Origin of the sequence: Neorhizobium huautlense, assembly GCF_002968575.1 — a bacterium.
Classification (GTDB): Bacteria; Pseudomonadota; Alphaproteobacteria; order Rhizobiales; family Rhizobiaceae; genus Neorhizobium; species Neorhizobium huautlense.
The window spans coordinates 15,837-30,927 of record NZ_PVBM01000016.1; the positions used below are offsets into that span (position 1 = coordinate 15,837).

At 57.6% G+C, this 15,091-nt stretch carries 11 protein-coding genes; 4 read left to right on the top strand and 7 right to left on the bottom strand.

Annotation, left to right across the window (positions count from 1 at the left end; translation table 11 throughout):
* Nucleotides 1-153: 153 nt before the first annotated feature.
* On the bottom strand, nt 154-1,125 hold the full coding sequence (locus C5L12_RS17445) for a CobW family GTP-binding protein (RefSeq protein ID WP_105373326.1): 972 nt from the start codon (nt 1,123-1,125) through the stop codon (nt 154-156).
* 279 nt (nt 1,126-1,404) lie between these two features.
* Nucleotides 1,405-2,343, bottom strand: coding sequence for a helix-turn-helix domain-containing protein (locus tag C5L12_RS17450; protein ID WP_157949074.1), 939 nt, complete (start codon nt 2,341-2,343; stop codon nt 1,405-1,407).
* Nucleotides 2,344-3,026: 683 nt separating this feature from the next.
* Here C5L12_RS17450 and C5L12_RS17455 point away from each other — a divergent pair.
* Nucleotides 3,027-4,841 carry a methyl-accepting chemotaxis protein gene (locus tag C5L12_RS17455; protein WP_105373328.1) on the top strand — a complete coding sequence of 605 codons (1,815 nt, stop codon included), beginning with the start codon at nt 3,027-3,029 and terminating at the stop codon, nt 4,839-4,841.
* A 229-nt stretch (nt 4,842-5,070) separates the two neighbouring features.
* Here C5L12_RS17455 and acs read toward each other — a convergent pair whose 3' ends face one another.
* The 3 genes from acs to C5L12_RS17470 all read right to left on the bottom strand — a co-directional run bounded on the left by acs (nt 5,071) and on the right by C5L12_RS17470 (nt 9,851).
* Nucleotides 5,071-7,032 carry an acetate--CoA ligase gene (gene acs, locus C5L12_RS17460; RefSeq protein ID WP_105373329.1) on the bottom strand — a complete coding sequence of 654 codons (1,962 nt, stop codon included), beginning with the start codon at nt 7,030-7,032 and terminating at the stop codon, nt 5,071-5,073.
* Between the two features lie 353 nt (nt 7,033-7,385).
* A complete protein-coding gene (locus tag C5L12_RS17465) occupies nt 7,386-9,008 on the bottom strand; it encodes an MFS transporter (protein ID WP_105373330.1) in 1,623 nt (540 codons plus the stop codon).
* Nucleotides 9,009-9,023: 15 nt separating this feature from the next.
* Entirely contained in the window at nt 9,024-9,851 is an 828-nt protein-coding gene (locus C5L12_RS17470; RefSeq protein WP_105373331.1) for an alpha/beta fold hydrolase, read from the bottom strand.
* A gap of 253 nt (nt 9,852-10,104) precedes the next feature.
* On the opposite strand from C5L12_RS17470, the gene C5L12_RS17475 reads away from it, so the two are divergent.
* Entirely contained in the window at nt 10,105-11,454 is a 1,350-nt protein-coding gene (locus C5L12_RS17475) for a sigma-54 interaction domain-containing protein (protein ID WP_105373332.1), read from the top strand.
* Nucleotides 11,455-11,526: 72 nt separating this feature from the next.
* On the opposite strand, the gene C5L12_RS17480 is transcribed toward C5L12_RS17475, so the two are convergent.
* Together C5L12_RS17480 and C5L12_RS17485 are read right to left on the bottom strand one after the other, a co-directional pair.
* Nucleotides 11,527-12,729 carry a trans-sulfuration enzyme family protein gene (locus C5L12_RS17480; protein WP_105373333.1) on the bottom strand — a complete coding sequence of 401 codons (1,203 nt, stop codon included), beginning with the start codon at nt 12,727-12,729 and terminating at the stop codon, nt 11,527-11,529.
* 20 nt (nt 12,730-12,749) lie between these two features.
* Entirely contained in the window at nt 12,750-13,373 is a 624-nt protein-coding gene (locus C5L12_RS17485; RefSeq protein ID WP_105373334.1) for a helix-turn-helix domain-containing protein, read from the bottom strand.
* Between the two features lie 43 nt (nt 13,374-13,416).
* Between C5L12_RS17485 and C5L12_RS17490 the strand changes: the two genes are divergently transcribed.
* Nucleotides 13,417-14,175 carry a B3/B4 domain-containing protein gene (locus tag C5L12_RS17490; protein ID WP_205839356.1) on the top strand — a complete coding sequence of 253 codons (759 nt, stop codon included), beginning with the start codon at nt 13,417-13,419 and terminating at the stop codon, nt 14,173-14,175.
* A gap of 108 nt (nt 14,176-14,283) precedes the next feature.
* The gene (locus C5L12_RS17495; protein ID WP_105373335.1) at nt 14,284-15,066 is read left to right on the top strand and encodes an ABC transporter ATP-binding protein; all 783 of its coding nucleotides are present in this window, start codon (nt 14,284-14,286) and stop codon (nt 15,064-15,066) included.
* Nucleotides 15,067-15,091: the final 25 nt, after the last annotated feature.

The window sequence follows — 15,091 nt, forward strand, 5'->3', positions numbered from 1 at the left end:
AGACGACGATAGTGCGCGGATCAGGAGAATTGGCCCGAGGCCGAGTGGGAAACACGACTTTTCCCATATAAGCTTCGGCCTTACCAAGAACGGCTCAGCGTTCTTTGTGTCGGACAGTGAGCACAGCGTATCTTCCTTTCTGGATGCAAGATCTCAAACGGTCTCGGCCAAGGCGGCAGGAGTGCAGCTTTCAAGGCCGCGGCGAAGTTCGGCGGGGTCAAGGTCTCGGCCAATAAAGACGATATCGCTAAGGCGAACATCTTCTCTCCATGGCTTTCCCGGACGCCCCTCGAGCGTCATATGGACACCGTGGAAGACGTAGCGACGCGCTTCCCCGGCGAAGTTCAACACTCCCTTCATGCGAAGGATGTCGGCACCTTGGACCTGCACGAGTTGGTTCAGCCAGGCGTTGAATGCCGCCGGGTCCAGAGGTTCTTCCTGCCGCAATGCGACACAGGCAATGGACTGGTCATGTTCATGCTCGTGGTCTTCAAGAATGGCCGGGTCGATCGACATGATGTTGTTGAGGTCAAACGCGCCAAGGTCGAGCACGACGTCTATTGGCACAGCACAGTCCTTGGTATGAATGAGCCGAGCCAGCGGGTTAAGTTGCCGTACTTGCTTTTCGGCCGCTGCAAGCTCGTGCGCAGAAACGAGGTCTGTTTTGTTGAGCAGGACAAGGTCGGCAAAGCTGATCTGCTCGACGGCTTCGTCCTGACCGAGTTGCTGTCCAACGTGCCGGGCATCGACGACGGTAACGATCGCGTCGAGTTGCACTCGGTCCGACAAGACCTCGTCAAGAACAAAGGATTGAATGACGGGTGCCGGATCGGCGAGACCAGATGTTTCGATGACGATGCGATCGAATACATGTTCTGACGCCAGGAGATCGCGAAGTGCGCCGATCAGATCCTCCCGCACCGTGCAGCAGATACAGCCATTGTTCAGCTCAACGACGGCTTCGCTCGTCTCAATGATCAGTTTGCCGTCGATCCCAACTTCACCGAACTCATTGATGATAACAGCGATGCGTTCTTCATGGCGTTCCGTCAAAAGCCGGTTGAGAAGCGTGGTTTTTCCGGCACCGAGAAAACCAGTAAGAATCGTCGCCTTGAGTTTTTTCATGTTCGCCTCCGATCCGAACCGAGCCTGAGACCTGCCGACCTCGGTCGACTGCAATTCGGGCCCACGCAAGTGTCTGGCCGCCGTGCGGCTCTGGAGACGATTACAATACGAAGTCGGACGGCTGACAATCGCAGCAGGAAGGCAGATTCAGCCAAATCGCCAACAGAATCCGCCAATCTGTGGACGAAATTTAAGCATGCATATTTTTTGATCACCTGCGGAAAAAGCAGGCGCGAAGCGGCCGATCCGCGCTATTGCAACAATCCACGCGCCGGATTTTCAATCTTCGTCCAGAGAGCCCCGTTCTCGCGCCTTGAGCGTCTCGGATGGGGTCTCCCCGTAAAGTTTGCTATAGGCTTCAGAAAACCGTCCCATATGCGTAAATCCCGCCTTGCGTGCGATATCGGAAATCGCCAGGGGTAAGGTGCTTTTTTGCAGCTCTTGGCGTGCAGCCTCCAGCCTGATCTTCTGCAGATAGCCGAGCGGCGTAGCGCCTCTAAATCTCTTGAACGCGGCCTGAAGGGCACGCACGCTTGTCCCAGCCTCACGCGCTATCATGGCCACCGACATGGGAGTTCCTAGATTTGCGCGCATATATGAAATCGCCCTTTTTAGGTGCCAGGGAATGGCCGGTGAAGCGGGCGGTGCATTTTGTCGGACTGGGCTGACAGCAGTCACGTGGCATAGAGCCGTGATGACGGCCTGAAAAAGACACTCAACGGCCTTGCGAGGAAGGCGATACTCTTCCGGAGCATTCAGGCAGTCGCAGATGAGTTCCACAAGGACTTTCAGGTGCGACGCACTCGGCAAATTCAAGTCGATCACCCATTCCATTTTGAGGAAACCGGAGGCTGACTTCGCCAAGCTTCCGCCCAAAGCATGCTCTAGCGCGGCCGCTTCAAACGCGAAGAAGACGTGGTCCGCCGGCTCAATCAGCAGGCGCTCTTTTGCAAGGCTGAGACTATCCGAGAAAAAGCCATGCGTTAACTTTGGACCAAATGGCCTCTCCCCGGCGGATACATCGGTCGTATCGACGCTGGGCAAACACAGGAGATAAGGCTCGGATTCGGCAGGCAGCAGGCGGAATACTTCTGAAAGGCCGTCCCTGTCCGTCGAGCCCAACCGGCCTATGAGGAACCTGTTGCCCCCAATCGATATCTCGTGGACATGCGCCGGCGATTTAGCAGCACCTTGGCTCAGGCTCGATTGCTCATACAAATCAGACTGCCCACATCTAGCGTCAGCGATCCGAGATTGACACAAGAGCTCCTCCCCCGCAGAGCCGGACCTCGCGACGGGGACGACACATCGGCATCGTGCCCGGCAATGCCGGCCGGTCGAGGCTTCGGCTGCAATGACTGGGCCAGCTCGGGATTTCTCGTTAACACTCTGAGAAAACTACATAACGGCTAGAACGATGCGTCATGTCTGAATTGCGGTATTCGGTGTTTTGTCATGAATCCGAGACGCAGCGTCTCACTATTGAAACACTTCGCTGACGCCCCTTTGGCTGCAAAGAGGCGAGCCTGAATGCCAACCTGCTTTCACGCCTTTCGCGGCATGATTGAGAGGGGCAATCCGGCTGTTTTGCCATGAGATGGCAAAGCTGCAGTCGGAACGTGAAGACCACCAGCCTCACGACGCTTTGCCGACGTCGCGACCAGCCGGCCCATGGAGAAACCGAATTCAGATCTATCCAAATTGCGCTTTGTATCCAAATAGCGCCGCGAACCTACCGTGGCGAACTGGTTTCTATGACACTGTTAATACTCTCCGACTCAAATCTTCAACACGACGGAGCGACATGGGCGGAAACGGAATATCTGCATGTAAAATGCAGCTATTCCGGTCCACGGGGGCGCTTCGATCTGTTGGAACATTTGGGACACCTGGAGAGAAGCATGCGTAACATCTCGATGCGCAACAAATTGGTCTTGTTCATCTGCGGCCTGACTTGCGCCTTATCAATCACTGCGGCCAGCTTGGTCAAAACCGCAATGGATCAAGTTTCTGCTGAGCGGATCGATGCATTGAAAAGTCAGGTGGATATCGCCTACTCGATCATGGACCACTTCTATCAGTCTGAAATATCGGGGGCGTTGAGCCATGAAGCGGCGTTGTCGTCGGCAATCAACGCTATCGAAGCAATCCGTTACGAACCCACCGGATACATTTTCGGGTACGATTATAACGGTGTACGTGTGTTGATGCCGGACAAGAAGGATGTCGGCACAAACTTCATGAACACCAAAGACAAGAACGGCATAGCTGTTGTCGGAACTCTGATAGAAATAGCGCGCAATGGCGGAGGCTCCCTCCAATACTATTGGCCGAAGCCAGGGCTTCCTGCTGATCAGCAGGTTGTGAAAACGGCTTATGCCCGGGATTTTGCACCCTGGCAGATCATTCTCGGTACAGGCAGCTACATGGATGATATTGGGAGCAAGATATACCAGATTTACAAGAAGGCCGCCTTTATCGGCTTGTCCGTGCTGGCTGTCAGCATCTTGATTGCAGTCTTCCTGCTGAGAAGCATCACAGTTCCGTTTTCTGAAATCCGCAAAGCACTTGGTGCAATAGCTGCTCAGGATATTTCCTATAAAATCCCCTACACTGATCAGCCGAGTGAAATTGGCATGATGGCCGCTTCAATCAAGACGCTTCAGGACCGCGTCAGAAGGCGGCTGGAATTGGAACGGCGAGATGCGGAGAACAAGCTCGCCCTTGAAGCCGAGCGCGATCAAAGAGTGCAGCTTGAAGAGGAAGAGCGAGCAATCCAGACGCATGTCGTATCCACGATCAGTGGAGCGTTGGAAGCCTTGTCCCAGGGAGATCTAACGGTACGCTGCGGCGATATTGGTGAGAGATATGCCGCACTGCGTGCGAACTTTAATACGGCGATGGAGAGACTCGAATCGGCTCTGGCGGTTGTAAACCAGAAAGGCCAGGTCATCGCAATGAGCAAGGAGGAGATCTATCGCGCATCTGCCGATCTTGCACGCCGCAGCGAGCTTCAAGCTGCCAATCTCGAGGAGGCATCGGCTGCAATTGACGAGCTGACCGTTACCGTCCGGGAAACAGCGCAAGGAGCCCATAGCGCGGCAGCCAAGGTCAGCGCGATCAGTAACGAAGCTAACCAGAGCGAAGCAATCGTCGTGAAAGCAATCAGCGCGATGGCCGGCATTGAACACTCTGCGAGAGAGATCTCAAATATCATCAGTGTTATCGATGAGATTGCGTTTCAGACCAACCTCCTCGCCCTTAATGCCGGCGTCGAAGCTGCAAGAGCAGGCGAAAGCGGGAAGGGCTTCGCAGTGGTCGCTCAGGAAGTGCGCGAGCTCGCACAGCGCTCAGCGTCCGCCGCAAAAGAAATCAAAGATCAAATCTCAAAGTCATCCATTCAGGTCACTGAAGGCGTGAGCCTGGTTGGCGATGCCGGTCAAGCGCTCCAAAGAATATCGCGACAGATCGAAGAAGCCGATCAATTTGTGGCGAGTATCGCCCGGAGTGCCAAGGAGCAGGACACGACACTCTCCAGCGTGGCGAGCTCGATCAATGAGCTTGACGTGGCGACGCAGAAAAACGCTGCAATGGCGCAGGCGACCACCGAAATTGCAGCCACACTTGCCGTTGATACGGAAGGTTTACTTAGTTTGATTGCCAACTTCAGGACTGCGAGCATCAACCAAGACGATCGACTTTACGAAGCAGCGTGAGTGTAAGACCACATCTCATGCTTCATCATCTTCCCAGCTGAATACCAGCTCTCGCATGCCAGCATCCGGCGGCCCTCGCCGCCGGATGCTTCTGTCTTAAAAGCGCGTAAAACAAGTGCTCAAGCGCACTACTTTTATTCCCACTCCAAACTCTAAAATGCCTTCTTGGACTGGTTTGCGCAGAAATAGGCCAATGCAACTGGTTCGTCCCAATCTGCACGGCGAAAAGTCAACCCGCCGCCGACGCCTTATTCTGACGGTTCGCGATCAGATCATCCACGACAGCCGGATCGGCGAGCGTCGAGGTATCGCCGAGCGCACCGAAATCGTCCTCCGCGATCTTGCGCAGGATGCGGCGCATGATCTTGCCGGAACGGGTCTTCGGCAGGCCCGGCGCGAACTGGATCTTGTCCGGGGTTGCGATCGGGCCGATTTCGGTACGGACGTGTTTCACCAGATCGGCTCTGAGCGCGTCATTGCCCTCATGACCCGACATCAGGGTGACATAGCAGTAGATGCCCTGCCCTTTGATACCATGCGGATATCCGACGACAGCAGCTTCCGAGACGAGGTGGTGCGAGACCAGCGCCGATTCGACTTCGGCGGTTCCCAGACGGTGGCCGGAGACGTTCAGGACGTCATCGACGCGGCCCGTGATCCAATAGTAGCCGTCTTCATCGCGCCGGCAGCCGTCACCCGTGAAGTACTTGCCCTTGTAGGTCGAGAAGTAGGTCTGCACGAAGCGGTCGTGATCGCCGTAGACGGAGCGGGCCTGGCCCGGCCAGCTGTCGGTGATGCAGAGGTTGCCGTCGGTCGCGCCTTCCAGCACTTGACCCTCATTGTCCACCAACTCCGGCTTGACCCCGAAGAAAGGTCGCGTGGCCGAACCGGGTTTCAGCGCGGTCGCACCCGGCAGCGGCGTGATCATGATGCCGCCTGTTTCCGTCTGCCACCATGTATCGACGACGGGCGACTTCTGTTCGCCGACGACGTTGTAGTACCACTCCCAGGCTTCCGGATTGATCGGTTCGCCGACCGAGCCGAGAAGGCGGAGCGACGAACGGTCCGAGCGCTTCACGAACTCGTCGCCGGCACCCATCAGCGAGCGGATCGCGGTCGGTGCGGTGTAGAAGATGTTGACCTTGTGCTTCTCGATCACCTCCCAGAAGCGGCCCTGATCCGGGAAGGTCGGGATACCCTCGAACATCAGCGTCGTGGCGCAGTTCGAAAGCGGCCCGTAGACGATGTAGGAGTGACCGGTAACCCAGCCCACATCGGCCGTGCACCAGTAGATGTCACCATCGTGATAATCGAAGACGTATTCATGCGTCATCGACGCATAGACGAGATAGCCGCCGGTCGTGTGCATGACGCCCTTCGGCTTACCCGTCGAACCCGAGGTGTAGAGGATGAACAACGGATCTTCCGCCTTCATCTTCACCGGCGGGCATTCGGCCTTGACCGTGTGCACTTCCTGATGGTGCCAGATATCGCGGCCCGGCGCCCAGCCGATCTTGCCGCCGGTGCGGCGCACGACAAGCACCTTGTTGACGATCACATACTGCTTGGCAGCGATGTCGATCGCGATATCGGTGTTTTCCTTCAGCGGAACCGGTTTGCCGCCACGAACGCCTTCGTCGCAGGTAATGACGAAGGTCGATTCACAGTCAACGATGCGACCTGCGAGCGCTTCTGGCGAGAAGCCACCGAAGACGACCGAATGCACCGCGCCGATGCGGGCGCAGGCGAGCATGGCATAAGCCGCTTCCGGGATCATCGGCATGTAGATGGTGACGCGGTCACCCTTCTTCACGCCGTGCTTCTTGAGGACGTTCGCCATGCGGCAGACGTGCTCGTAGAGCTCGTTATAGGTGATCTTCTTGTCGATATAAGGGTTGTCGCCTTCCCAGATGATGGCGGTGCGTTCGCCATGCGTCTTCAGGTGACGGTCGATGCAGTTATAGGAGACGTTGGTCAGGCCGTCCTCGAACCACTTGATCGGGACCTTGCCCTTGAAGGATGTGTTCTTGACCTTCGTATACGGCTTGAACCAGTCGATCCGCTTGCCATGCTTGCCCCAGAACTTCTCGGGATCCTCGATGCTCTCCTGATACCACTTCTGGTACTTCTCATCATCGATCAGGGCACGAACTTTTGCCGATTTCAGCACCGGATAGGTTTTGGCTGACATGAACTCCTCCTCATCAATCCAAAGATTGGTTGACGTACAAGTCTCTCCTTGGCGGGATGGATCCGAAGCCCCCGCGGCGTTTCGAGACTGCCATCGGCGATGCAGCAGCATGCGCCATCAAGTACGGCCGAGGGCCCGCGTACAGCCGGTTACGATTCAACCCTTTGGTCCGCCTGCTTGTGAGTTGAAAAGCGCCGTGGATGGGGATCTCTCCACGTCTATCAGGAAACCGGCATTTTGCGGGCCCTCTAACAGAAGTCCGGGCATTCGCCCGGACCTCCCTTGCGTCGACCTGGCGGTTAGTGAACAGGCCCCCCCGTGACAGACAATTGCCTGGCGAGCCATGTCCCTTATCAGGTATTCAGGTCACGACCGCGCGTCTCTGGCAGGAGAAGCGCACCGATCACCGCTGTCAGTCCTGCGAATGCGACGGTGTACCAAAGCCCACCGAAGATGTTGCCGGTTGCAATCACCACGGCCGTCGCGACGAAGGGTGCGAAGCCACCGATCCATCCATTGCCGAGCTGCAAAGCTACCGACACACCGCTGTAGCGTATACGGACGGGAAAGAGCTCGACGAGAAGCGCTCCGAGCGGGCCGTAGACCATCGTGGCCAGGAAAACGAGGCAGAACAGAATACCTATCACCATAGGTCCGTTCGGTTGAACAGGTACCTTCGGATCGGGCATACCACTTGCAGTCAGATCTGCAAGCAGCTCTGCCTCGCTGTACGGTTTGGTGTCACCACCGTTCACTTGCACACGCAAGGGTTCCGCGTCGGTCTTGACCGTGTAGGGGACTGCCCGTGCCGTCAGAAGCGCCTTGACCTTCTGGCAGTCCGTCGTCGCTTGCGGGCTGAACAATTGACCTATGAAGGATTGATCATGGTCGCAGTCGTTTCCAACCAGTGTTACCGACGTCTTCGCGCGGAACTCAGCTAGCGCCGGATTGCCGTAGGTGCCCAGAGCCTGGAACAGCGGCATGATGAGGAACGCCGACAGTGCACAACCAGTCACAACGATCCACTTGCGTCCAATCCGGTCAGAGAGCCAGCCGAAGAACAGGAAGAAGGGCGTTCCGAGGGTCAGCGCGACCAGAAGGTAGAAGTTGGCCTGATCATGCGTCATTTTCAGTGTCGTCGTCATGAAATAGAGGCTGTAGAAGTGGCCCGTGTACCAGATGACGGCCTGACCAGCGACGATACCGAAGATTGCCACCAGAATCAGACGCAAATTGCGGCGATCTCCAAGGGTCTCGGCGATCGGGTTTTTCGAGCCCTTACCCTGTGCCTTCATCTCCTGGAATACAGGCGATTCATGCAGCTTCAGGCGGATGTAGAGCGAAAGAACCAGAAGAACGATCGATCCGACGAAGGGCAAGCGCCAGCCCCAGCTTGCAAAGGATTCCGGCGACATCGAACTGCGGCACAGCACGATCACGATCAGCGACAGGAAGAGACCCAGCGTTGCGGTGATCTGGATCCAACTGGTCGTCAAACCGCGATGATTGTGGTCGGAATGCTCGGCAACATAGGTGACGGCACCGCCGAACTCACCCCCGACGGCCAACCCCTGGAGAAGGCGCAAGGTCACGAGCAATGCAGGCGCTGCCCACCCGATCGTCTCGTAGGTCGGCAAAAGGCCAATGGCAGCCGTCGCAAGGCCCATGACAAGCATGGTCACCAGGAAGGTCTTTTTCCGGCCGACAAGGTCACCCAAGCGTCCGAAGACAACGGCACCGAAGGGCCGCAGCACAAAGCCGGCGCCAAAGGTCGCAAGTGCGGCAAGAAGTGCTGCGGTTTCATTGCCCTTCGGAAAGAACAGCGTACTGAAAAAGGCGGCAAGCGACCCATAGATGAAGAAGTCGTACCACTCGAAAACGGTCCCGAGGGCCGCAGCAAAGACCGTGCGCTTCGTGTTCCGATCAAGGCCCTCTGCAGTCGCAGCGGCTCCAGATGAAATCTCATGAACAGACATAACTGTGCCCTCCCCCTAGATCGCGTGGCGCGAGCGCTCTTGGCTGCTCGCCTGAAAAGATGAATCCTCGCAAGCCTGCAGAAATGCCGCCAGCGTGTCATTGAATTTCCCAGGCTGCTCAAGCATCGGGAAGTGTCCGGCATCCTCGATGACCTCTAATCTGCTGTCCGGTATGCCATCAGCCAGGATGACCGACTCTGCGGGAGGCGTGATGATATCCTCGTTTCCGACGACAACCAGTGTCGGGACCCTGATGTCAGCGAGGCGTGAACGACTGTCGGACGCATTCAGCGAGGCAATTGCCTCGCGCGCCACGAAGTCAGGGGTCTGGGCCACCTCCTGCCGAGCAAACTGCAGGAGATCCTCGCTCGCTGCGCTGCCGAATGACCGATCGATGACGTTCTGGCTGGCCTGTACGACACCGAGCTCGTCAATTGCCTTGAGCACGTTATCAACGTTGACGTCTTCTCCAAGCCCATGCGGCGTCGCTCCGACAAGCACCAGGGCCTGTACCCGTTCCGGATGGGCGAGCGTGAAGCTTTGTGCAATGGTTCCGCCCATCGACAGGCCGACTAGGACAGCTTGCCGGATGTCAAGCTTGCGGAAGACTTCCAGCACGTCGTTTGCAAAGGCCTCGATCGTATAGCTACGCCCGGCAGGCCTCGGCGAAACACCATGCCCCGGCAAGTTGATGCGGACGACTTGGTGTCGGGACGAGAAGGTTTCGACCTGCTCGCGCCAGAATTCGGCGGTCGTCGTAAATCCGTGCACGAAGACGAGCGGTGCACCTGCACCCGACACTTGGACGATCGTGTCGCCTATCTCAATTGTTTCCGTATGCATAATTTGCTCCCCTTTCGGTATTTTGCGCGAATAGCATCGCAAGCCGTGGGCCAAATCTCCTCGAGAGAGAGCAGGAACTTGTAACCGATTGAATTTGAGGCGTTTACGATTAGATCTGGATGAGCCGAGGCCGTGCCCTGGTATCGGTGCTTGTGAACTCGTTCTCAAATCTGCTACACCTTAGGTCTCGCATGTGAGACATTCTGGCGCCTGATGCAAGTGGTAGCCACTCAGAACAACTAGGCAGGAGAACATGTCGCTTCCGGAATGGCTTTCAGGCTCCTCTGAAGAGGCCGGATTCCTCCGGCTCGTTCTCGATCACGTCTCGGATTGTCTTGTCGCTGTCGACACGGAAGGAACGATTGTCCTGATTAACGACCCCTATTGCCGCCTTCTTGGCGGCGAGGCAGAGGAGTTTCTCGGACGGCACATAACTGACGTGGTCGGGCCGCAAACCAGGCTTCATTTCGTTGCCCGGGGTATTGGCACGCATATCGGTTATCCGCTGGAGGTGCGCGGCCACAAGCTGGTGACGAAACAGGTGCCGGTGCACAAGGACGGACAGATCATCGGCGCCGTGGGTTTGGCGCTGTTCTCCGATTACAATGCTCTGAAGAAGACCTACAGCCGGATTTCGAAGGCGGAACTTGCCATTCCCTCGAAACCGAAGGCATGGCAATCGAAATTCGGCCTCGACGATATCATCGGGACTGGCGCGGTGATGGACGCGTTCCGTGACAACCTGAAACTCGCGGCCGCCTATGATGTGCCTGTCCTCATACGCGGGGAGACTGGCAGCGGCAAGGAACTGGCCGCGCAGGCGATACATTCGCTGTCGGAACGCAGTACGATGCCCTTCGTGTGGGTCAACTGCGCGTCGATACCAAGCGAACTGATCGAGGCGGAGTTGTTCGGATATGACGGGGGTGCGTTCACAGGCGCTCGCAGTCAGGGCAAGCCGGGAAAATTCGAGTTGGCTGCAGGGGGCGTCATATTCCTGGATGAGATTGGCGACATGCCGCTTACCCTCCAAGGCAGTCTGTTGCGGGTTTTGCAGACTGGCGAGATCGTCCGCGTCGGCGGCACTCATCCAGTCAGCATCGACGTGCGCATCATCTGCGCGACGAACAGGCCGCTGGCCGAACTGATAGAGGCGGGACGGTTCAGAGAAGATCTTTACCATCGTCTGAGCGTATTGCCGATCGATGTTCCTGCCTTGCGAGAAAGAGAAAACCTCGATCTGTTTGCCAAACAGTTGCTTGAGCGCATCGCGAGCAGGCTCTCAAAGTCGGCGCCGGAGCTGACATGCGAGGACCACGCTTTGATTGCTGCGCACGAGTGGCCAGGCAATGTGCGGGAACTGGAGAATGCACTCACGCGCATGGTCGTGACGGGAAAGTTATCGCTCTTGTCGATGGCAGCGGCCCGCCCGACCTCGGCCAAGGCGGGGGGAGACCTGAAGAGCCGCGTCAGATCCGAGACCCACACAGCACTTCGTGCGGCTCTCCAGGAGGCGGGGGGCAACAAGCAGCGCGCAGCCGAGATACTCGGCATCAGCCGCGCGCAACTCTACAGGCTGCTCAAGGAGGATCGACCGGCCTAAGCGATCATTCGTCCCTCTCCGGCGCGTGTGTTGTCAGCGTGCGATCATCTTCACCTGCGAGTCGGGCGCCGATCATTCGAAGTCGAGGGCCTGAAGGAGATCCTCGACGAGATCCTCGGCATCTTCAAGGCCTGCTGAGCACCGTATGACGCCCTCGCCAAGGATATCGCAAAGCTCTCTCTCGGCGAGCGGGAGGTGACGGGTCGTCGTGAGACGAGACGAACCGCAAATGAAACTGCCAAGTTCTGCTACATTGCCGCCAGGCGTGATCAGCCTCAGTCGTTTGATCATTGCCGCCGCAGCATCAGCTCCCCGGTGCAGTCCAAAGGCAAGCATCCCGCCGCCGCCGGTCATCTGACGGCGGGCGGTTTCATAGTCCGGGTGGGATCTCAAGAGAGGATATCTGACCCACGCCACGGAGGGGTGGGCTTCCAAGGTCAGAGCAAGCGCGTGCGCAGCACTGCAATGTTGATCCATACGAAGTGCCAAGGTGTTCAGGCCGCGCAATATCAGGAACGATGCATGCGGTGAGATGGCCGTTTCATGCGGATGACGAAGGCTCTCCTCCCTCAACTGTCGGATGACCCTCGCCTCACCAAGCAGCACGCCTCCGACGGTGTCACCGTGACCATTTATGTATTTCGACAAGGAGTGCAGAACGATGTCCGCCCCGTGTTCCAGCGGACGCTGAAGCACAGGCGTTGCAAGCGTGCTGTCGACTGCCACCTTGAGGCCATGGGTATGAGCACGATCGGAAATTCTGGCAACATCCAGCACCTGGTTGAGAGGATTGGTGGGGGTGTCGAGATAGACAAATCTCGTTCGGGCTGTGACCGAATGGTTGATGGCCTTTTCGTCCGAAAGATCCGTTGCGACAAGCTTCGCGCCAACCGCTGAAACGATCTCCCACATGAGATAGGCCGTATCCGTGCAGACGGGTCTGTGAACGATCATCTCGTCTCCGGCCGACAGCAATGACCGGACAAAAGTGCGAAAGGCGGTCAAGCCTGATGAGAGGCCCAGGCCCGCCTGCGCCCCTTCCAGACGAGCGAGCTTCTCCTCAAGTTGTGTTGTGGCCGAAAGATCTCCGTCCGGACCATCAAACCCGACTTTGATGGCCCGGCCACAAGCCGACAAAGCAGATGTGCCGGGGATGGAGCCCACGAATTTTGATGGAAACGGATCATGTATCGTGCGGGTTGAAAAGCCGAGATCTTCGAAATCCGCTTCGGCTTCCCCGGTGTCCTGATCGCCAAGCGAGTGCTTTCCGTTCATTCGTGCTCCCCCTTGTCTATCTAAAGACCGGTTCGCACCCGCGGCCGCTGCAGTTCCGCCACCGTCATAACGAAGCGCAATTCAGCGGTTCCGCAATTCATGTAGGCATGCTTGTCTTCCGTTCGCGCCAGGACCGATGACCCCGCCTGCACCAGATACTCGCTTTCGCCAAGCTTCAGGGTGAGTTCGCCAACTTCGACATTGAGAAGTTCGAGTGTGCCAGGCGAATGGCCCGGCGATTCGAAAATTTCGCCAGGCAACAGCGTCCAGCGCCAAAGCTCGATCTCGTCCGGCCCGTTGGTTCCCACGAGAAGCGTGGCGCTTCCGCCCTTTGGACCACGCCACAAGGTTGAAGCGTCTTGCGGAGGGACAATGCGGACCGGAACGCTCGAGGCGACGCCGACGAAATCGGCGACCGATACGCCGAGCGCCGTTGCAGCCCGGCACAACGTAGCGATGCTCGGATTGGCAGTCCCCTTTTCGATTTCGACGAGCATGCCCTTGCTCACACCGGACTTCCGAGAGAGCTCGTCGAGTGTCAGGCCGCTCTGGCGCCTGAACGTTTTCATGTTTTGGGAGACGGTTGCGCTGACGCGCTCGACGTCAGCGACCGATTCGGTCGATATATTGACTTTCTTTTCCATGGTCGATATCATAGACCAAATTGGTCAATGGGAGCTAGAGGGCATGTTGGATTTTCCGGTGATCGACACCGATATCGTAAAAATCGCACCGGACTTTCGCGCGATCAGCATTCTGGTTGACGCCAACGATGGGGTGCGCGGCACAATGAGCCGCGACGTCCTTGGGGAAGCCTGTGATTTCGTGCGCACCGGCGGACCGCAATGGGCGGACGCGCATCTCGCTTCCTGGGCGGAAGTCTATAGCCGCTTTGGCGCAAAGCCCAATCGAACGCCGTGTTCTGCGCAGGCGCTGAAAAAGCGGGTCGACAAAGACGGTCGCCTTCCGTCGATCGGCCCGCTGGTTGACCTTTACAACGCGGTGAGCCTGCGTTTTGCAGTGCCGGTTGGCGGCGAAAATTTCGATGCCTATGTGGGCCAGCCGCGGCTGTCGATCGCCGACGGCACGGAAGCCTTCGATACGGTTGCAAACGGCGAGGCGATCATCGAGCACCCGTCCAAAGGCGAAGTGATCTGGCGCGATGACGTGGGTGTGACATGCCGCCGGTGGAACTGGCGGCAGGGAACGCGCACGCGGCTGGATTCTGTCGGCGGCCGGATGTGGTTCATCCTCGAGAGCCTTGGGACGATGCCGGAAGAGGCGCTTGAAGAGGCCGCGAACATGCTGGTGAACGGGCTTCGGCAACTGGCGCCTGGCTGTGAGGTCTATAGACATCTCCTCACGGCACAGGACACGCAGGCAGGCCCGGCGGCGAAGGTCAGTATATTGACCGATGGAGGCGTGTTTCCGTCGAAGGCCGACTGACCAGCGGTTACCCCTGATTAAGATCAACGATTTTTTGTCGCGGCGACGTGGCGGTGGCGAAGCTGTGCCCGGAGGAGTGGGTGCACGTCGCATCGCAAAGGAGGAACAATGCGCCCTGAGACACACGTGCCGGCCTTGGTCGTGAATGACGTTCATAAAAGCTATGGATCCCACAAGGTGCTGAAGGGTATTTCCCTTTCGGCTGAAAAGGGTGACGTTGTTTCGATCATCGGGTCATCGGGCTCCGGCAAGAGCACCTTCCTGCGCTGCATCAATTTCCTTGAGATTCCGGATCGTGGGTCCTTTCGCATCAATGGCGAAGATGTTGCGTTCAGAAGCGGCCGGGACGGAAAATCGCAGCCTGCCAACTGGCGGCAGATCGAAAGGCTGAGGACGGGCCTGGGCATGGTCTTCCAGAGCTTCAACCTTTGGCAACATATGACCATCCTTCAAAACGTCATCGAAGCACCCGTACATGTGCTCGGCGTCGAGCGGGCAGCAGCCATCGAGAAGGCCGAAGCCCTGCTGGCAAAGGTCGGTCTCTACGAGAAGAAGGATGCCTACCCTGCTTTTCTCTCCGGCGGCCAGCAGCAACGCGCCTCCATCGCCCGTGCACTCTGCGTCGATCCCTCCGTCATGCTGTTCGATGAGCCGACCTCTGCCCTTGATCCCGAGCTTGTCGGCGAGGTGTTGAAAGTCATCCGCGGCCTCGCAGAGGAGGGTCGCACCATGATCATGGTCACTCACGAGATGAAGTTCGCTCGCGATGTCTCGACACGCGTCATGTTTCTGCACCAGGGCCAAGTGGAGGAAGAAGGTTCCCCCGCACAGGTCTTCGGCGCACCCACGAGCGCTCGCTGCAAGGAATTCGTTGCAGCCGGTTCGCACTGACCACTCAACAGTCTCAACAGCAAAA

What these genes read in the sequence shown, in the direction of transcription:
- C5L12_RS17445 (WP_105373326.1), bottom strand. Translation starts at nt 1,125, where the DNA reads ATGAAAAAACTCAAGGCGACGATTCTTACTGGTTTTCTCGGTGCCGGA.
- C5L12_RS17455 (WP_105373328.1), top strand. Translation starts at nt 3,027, where the DNA reads ATGCGTAACATCTCGATGCGCAACAAATTGGTCTTGTTCATCTGCGGC.
- acs (WP_105373329.1), bottom strand. Translation starts at nt 7,032, where the DNA reads ATGTCAGCCAAAACCTATCCGGTGCTGAAATCGGCAAAAGTTCGTGCC.
- C5L12_RS17465 (WP_105373330.1), bottom strand. Translation starts at nt 9,008, where the DNA reads ATGTCTGTTCATGAGATTTCATCTGGAGCCGCTGCGACTGCAGAGGGC.
- C5L12_RS17470 (WP_105373331.1), bottom strand. Translation starts at nt 9,851, where the DNA reads ATGCATACGGAAACAATTGAGATAGGCGACACGATCGTCCAAGTGTCG.
- C5L12_RS17475 (WP_105373332.1), top strand. Translation starts at nt 10,105, where the DNA reads ATGTCGCTTCCGGAATGGCTTTCAGGCTCCTCTGAAGAGGCCGGATTC.
- C5L12_RS17480 (WP_105373333.1), bottom strand. Translation starts at nt 12,729, where the DNA reads ATGAACGGAAAGCACTCGCTTGGCGATCAGGACACCGGGGAAGCCGAA.
- C5L12_RS17485 (WP_105373334.1), bottom strand. Translation starts at nt 13,373, where the DNA reads ATGGAAAAGAAAGTCAATATATCGACCGAATCGGTCGCTGACGTCGAG.
- C5L12_RS17490 (WP_205839356.1), top strand. Translation starts at nt 13,417, where the DNA reads ATGTTGGATTTTCCGGTGATCGACACCGATATCGTAAAAATCGCACCG.
- C5L12_RS17495 (WP_105373335.1), top strand. Translation starts at nt 14,284, where the DNA reads ATGCGCCCTGAGACACACGTGCCGGCCTTGGTCGTGAATGACGTTCAT.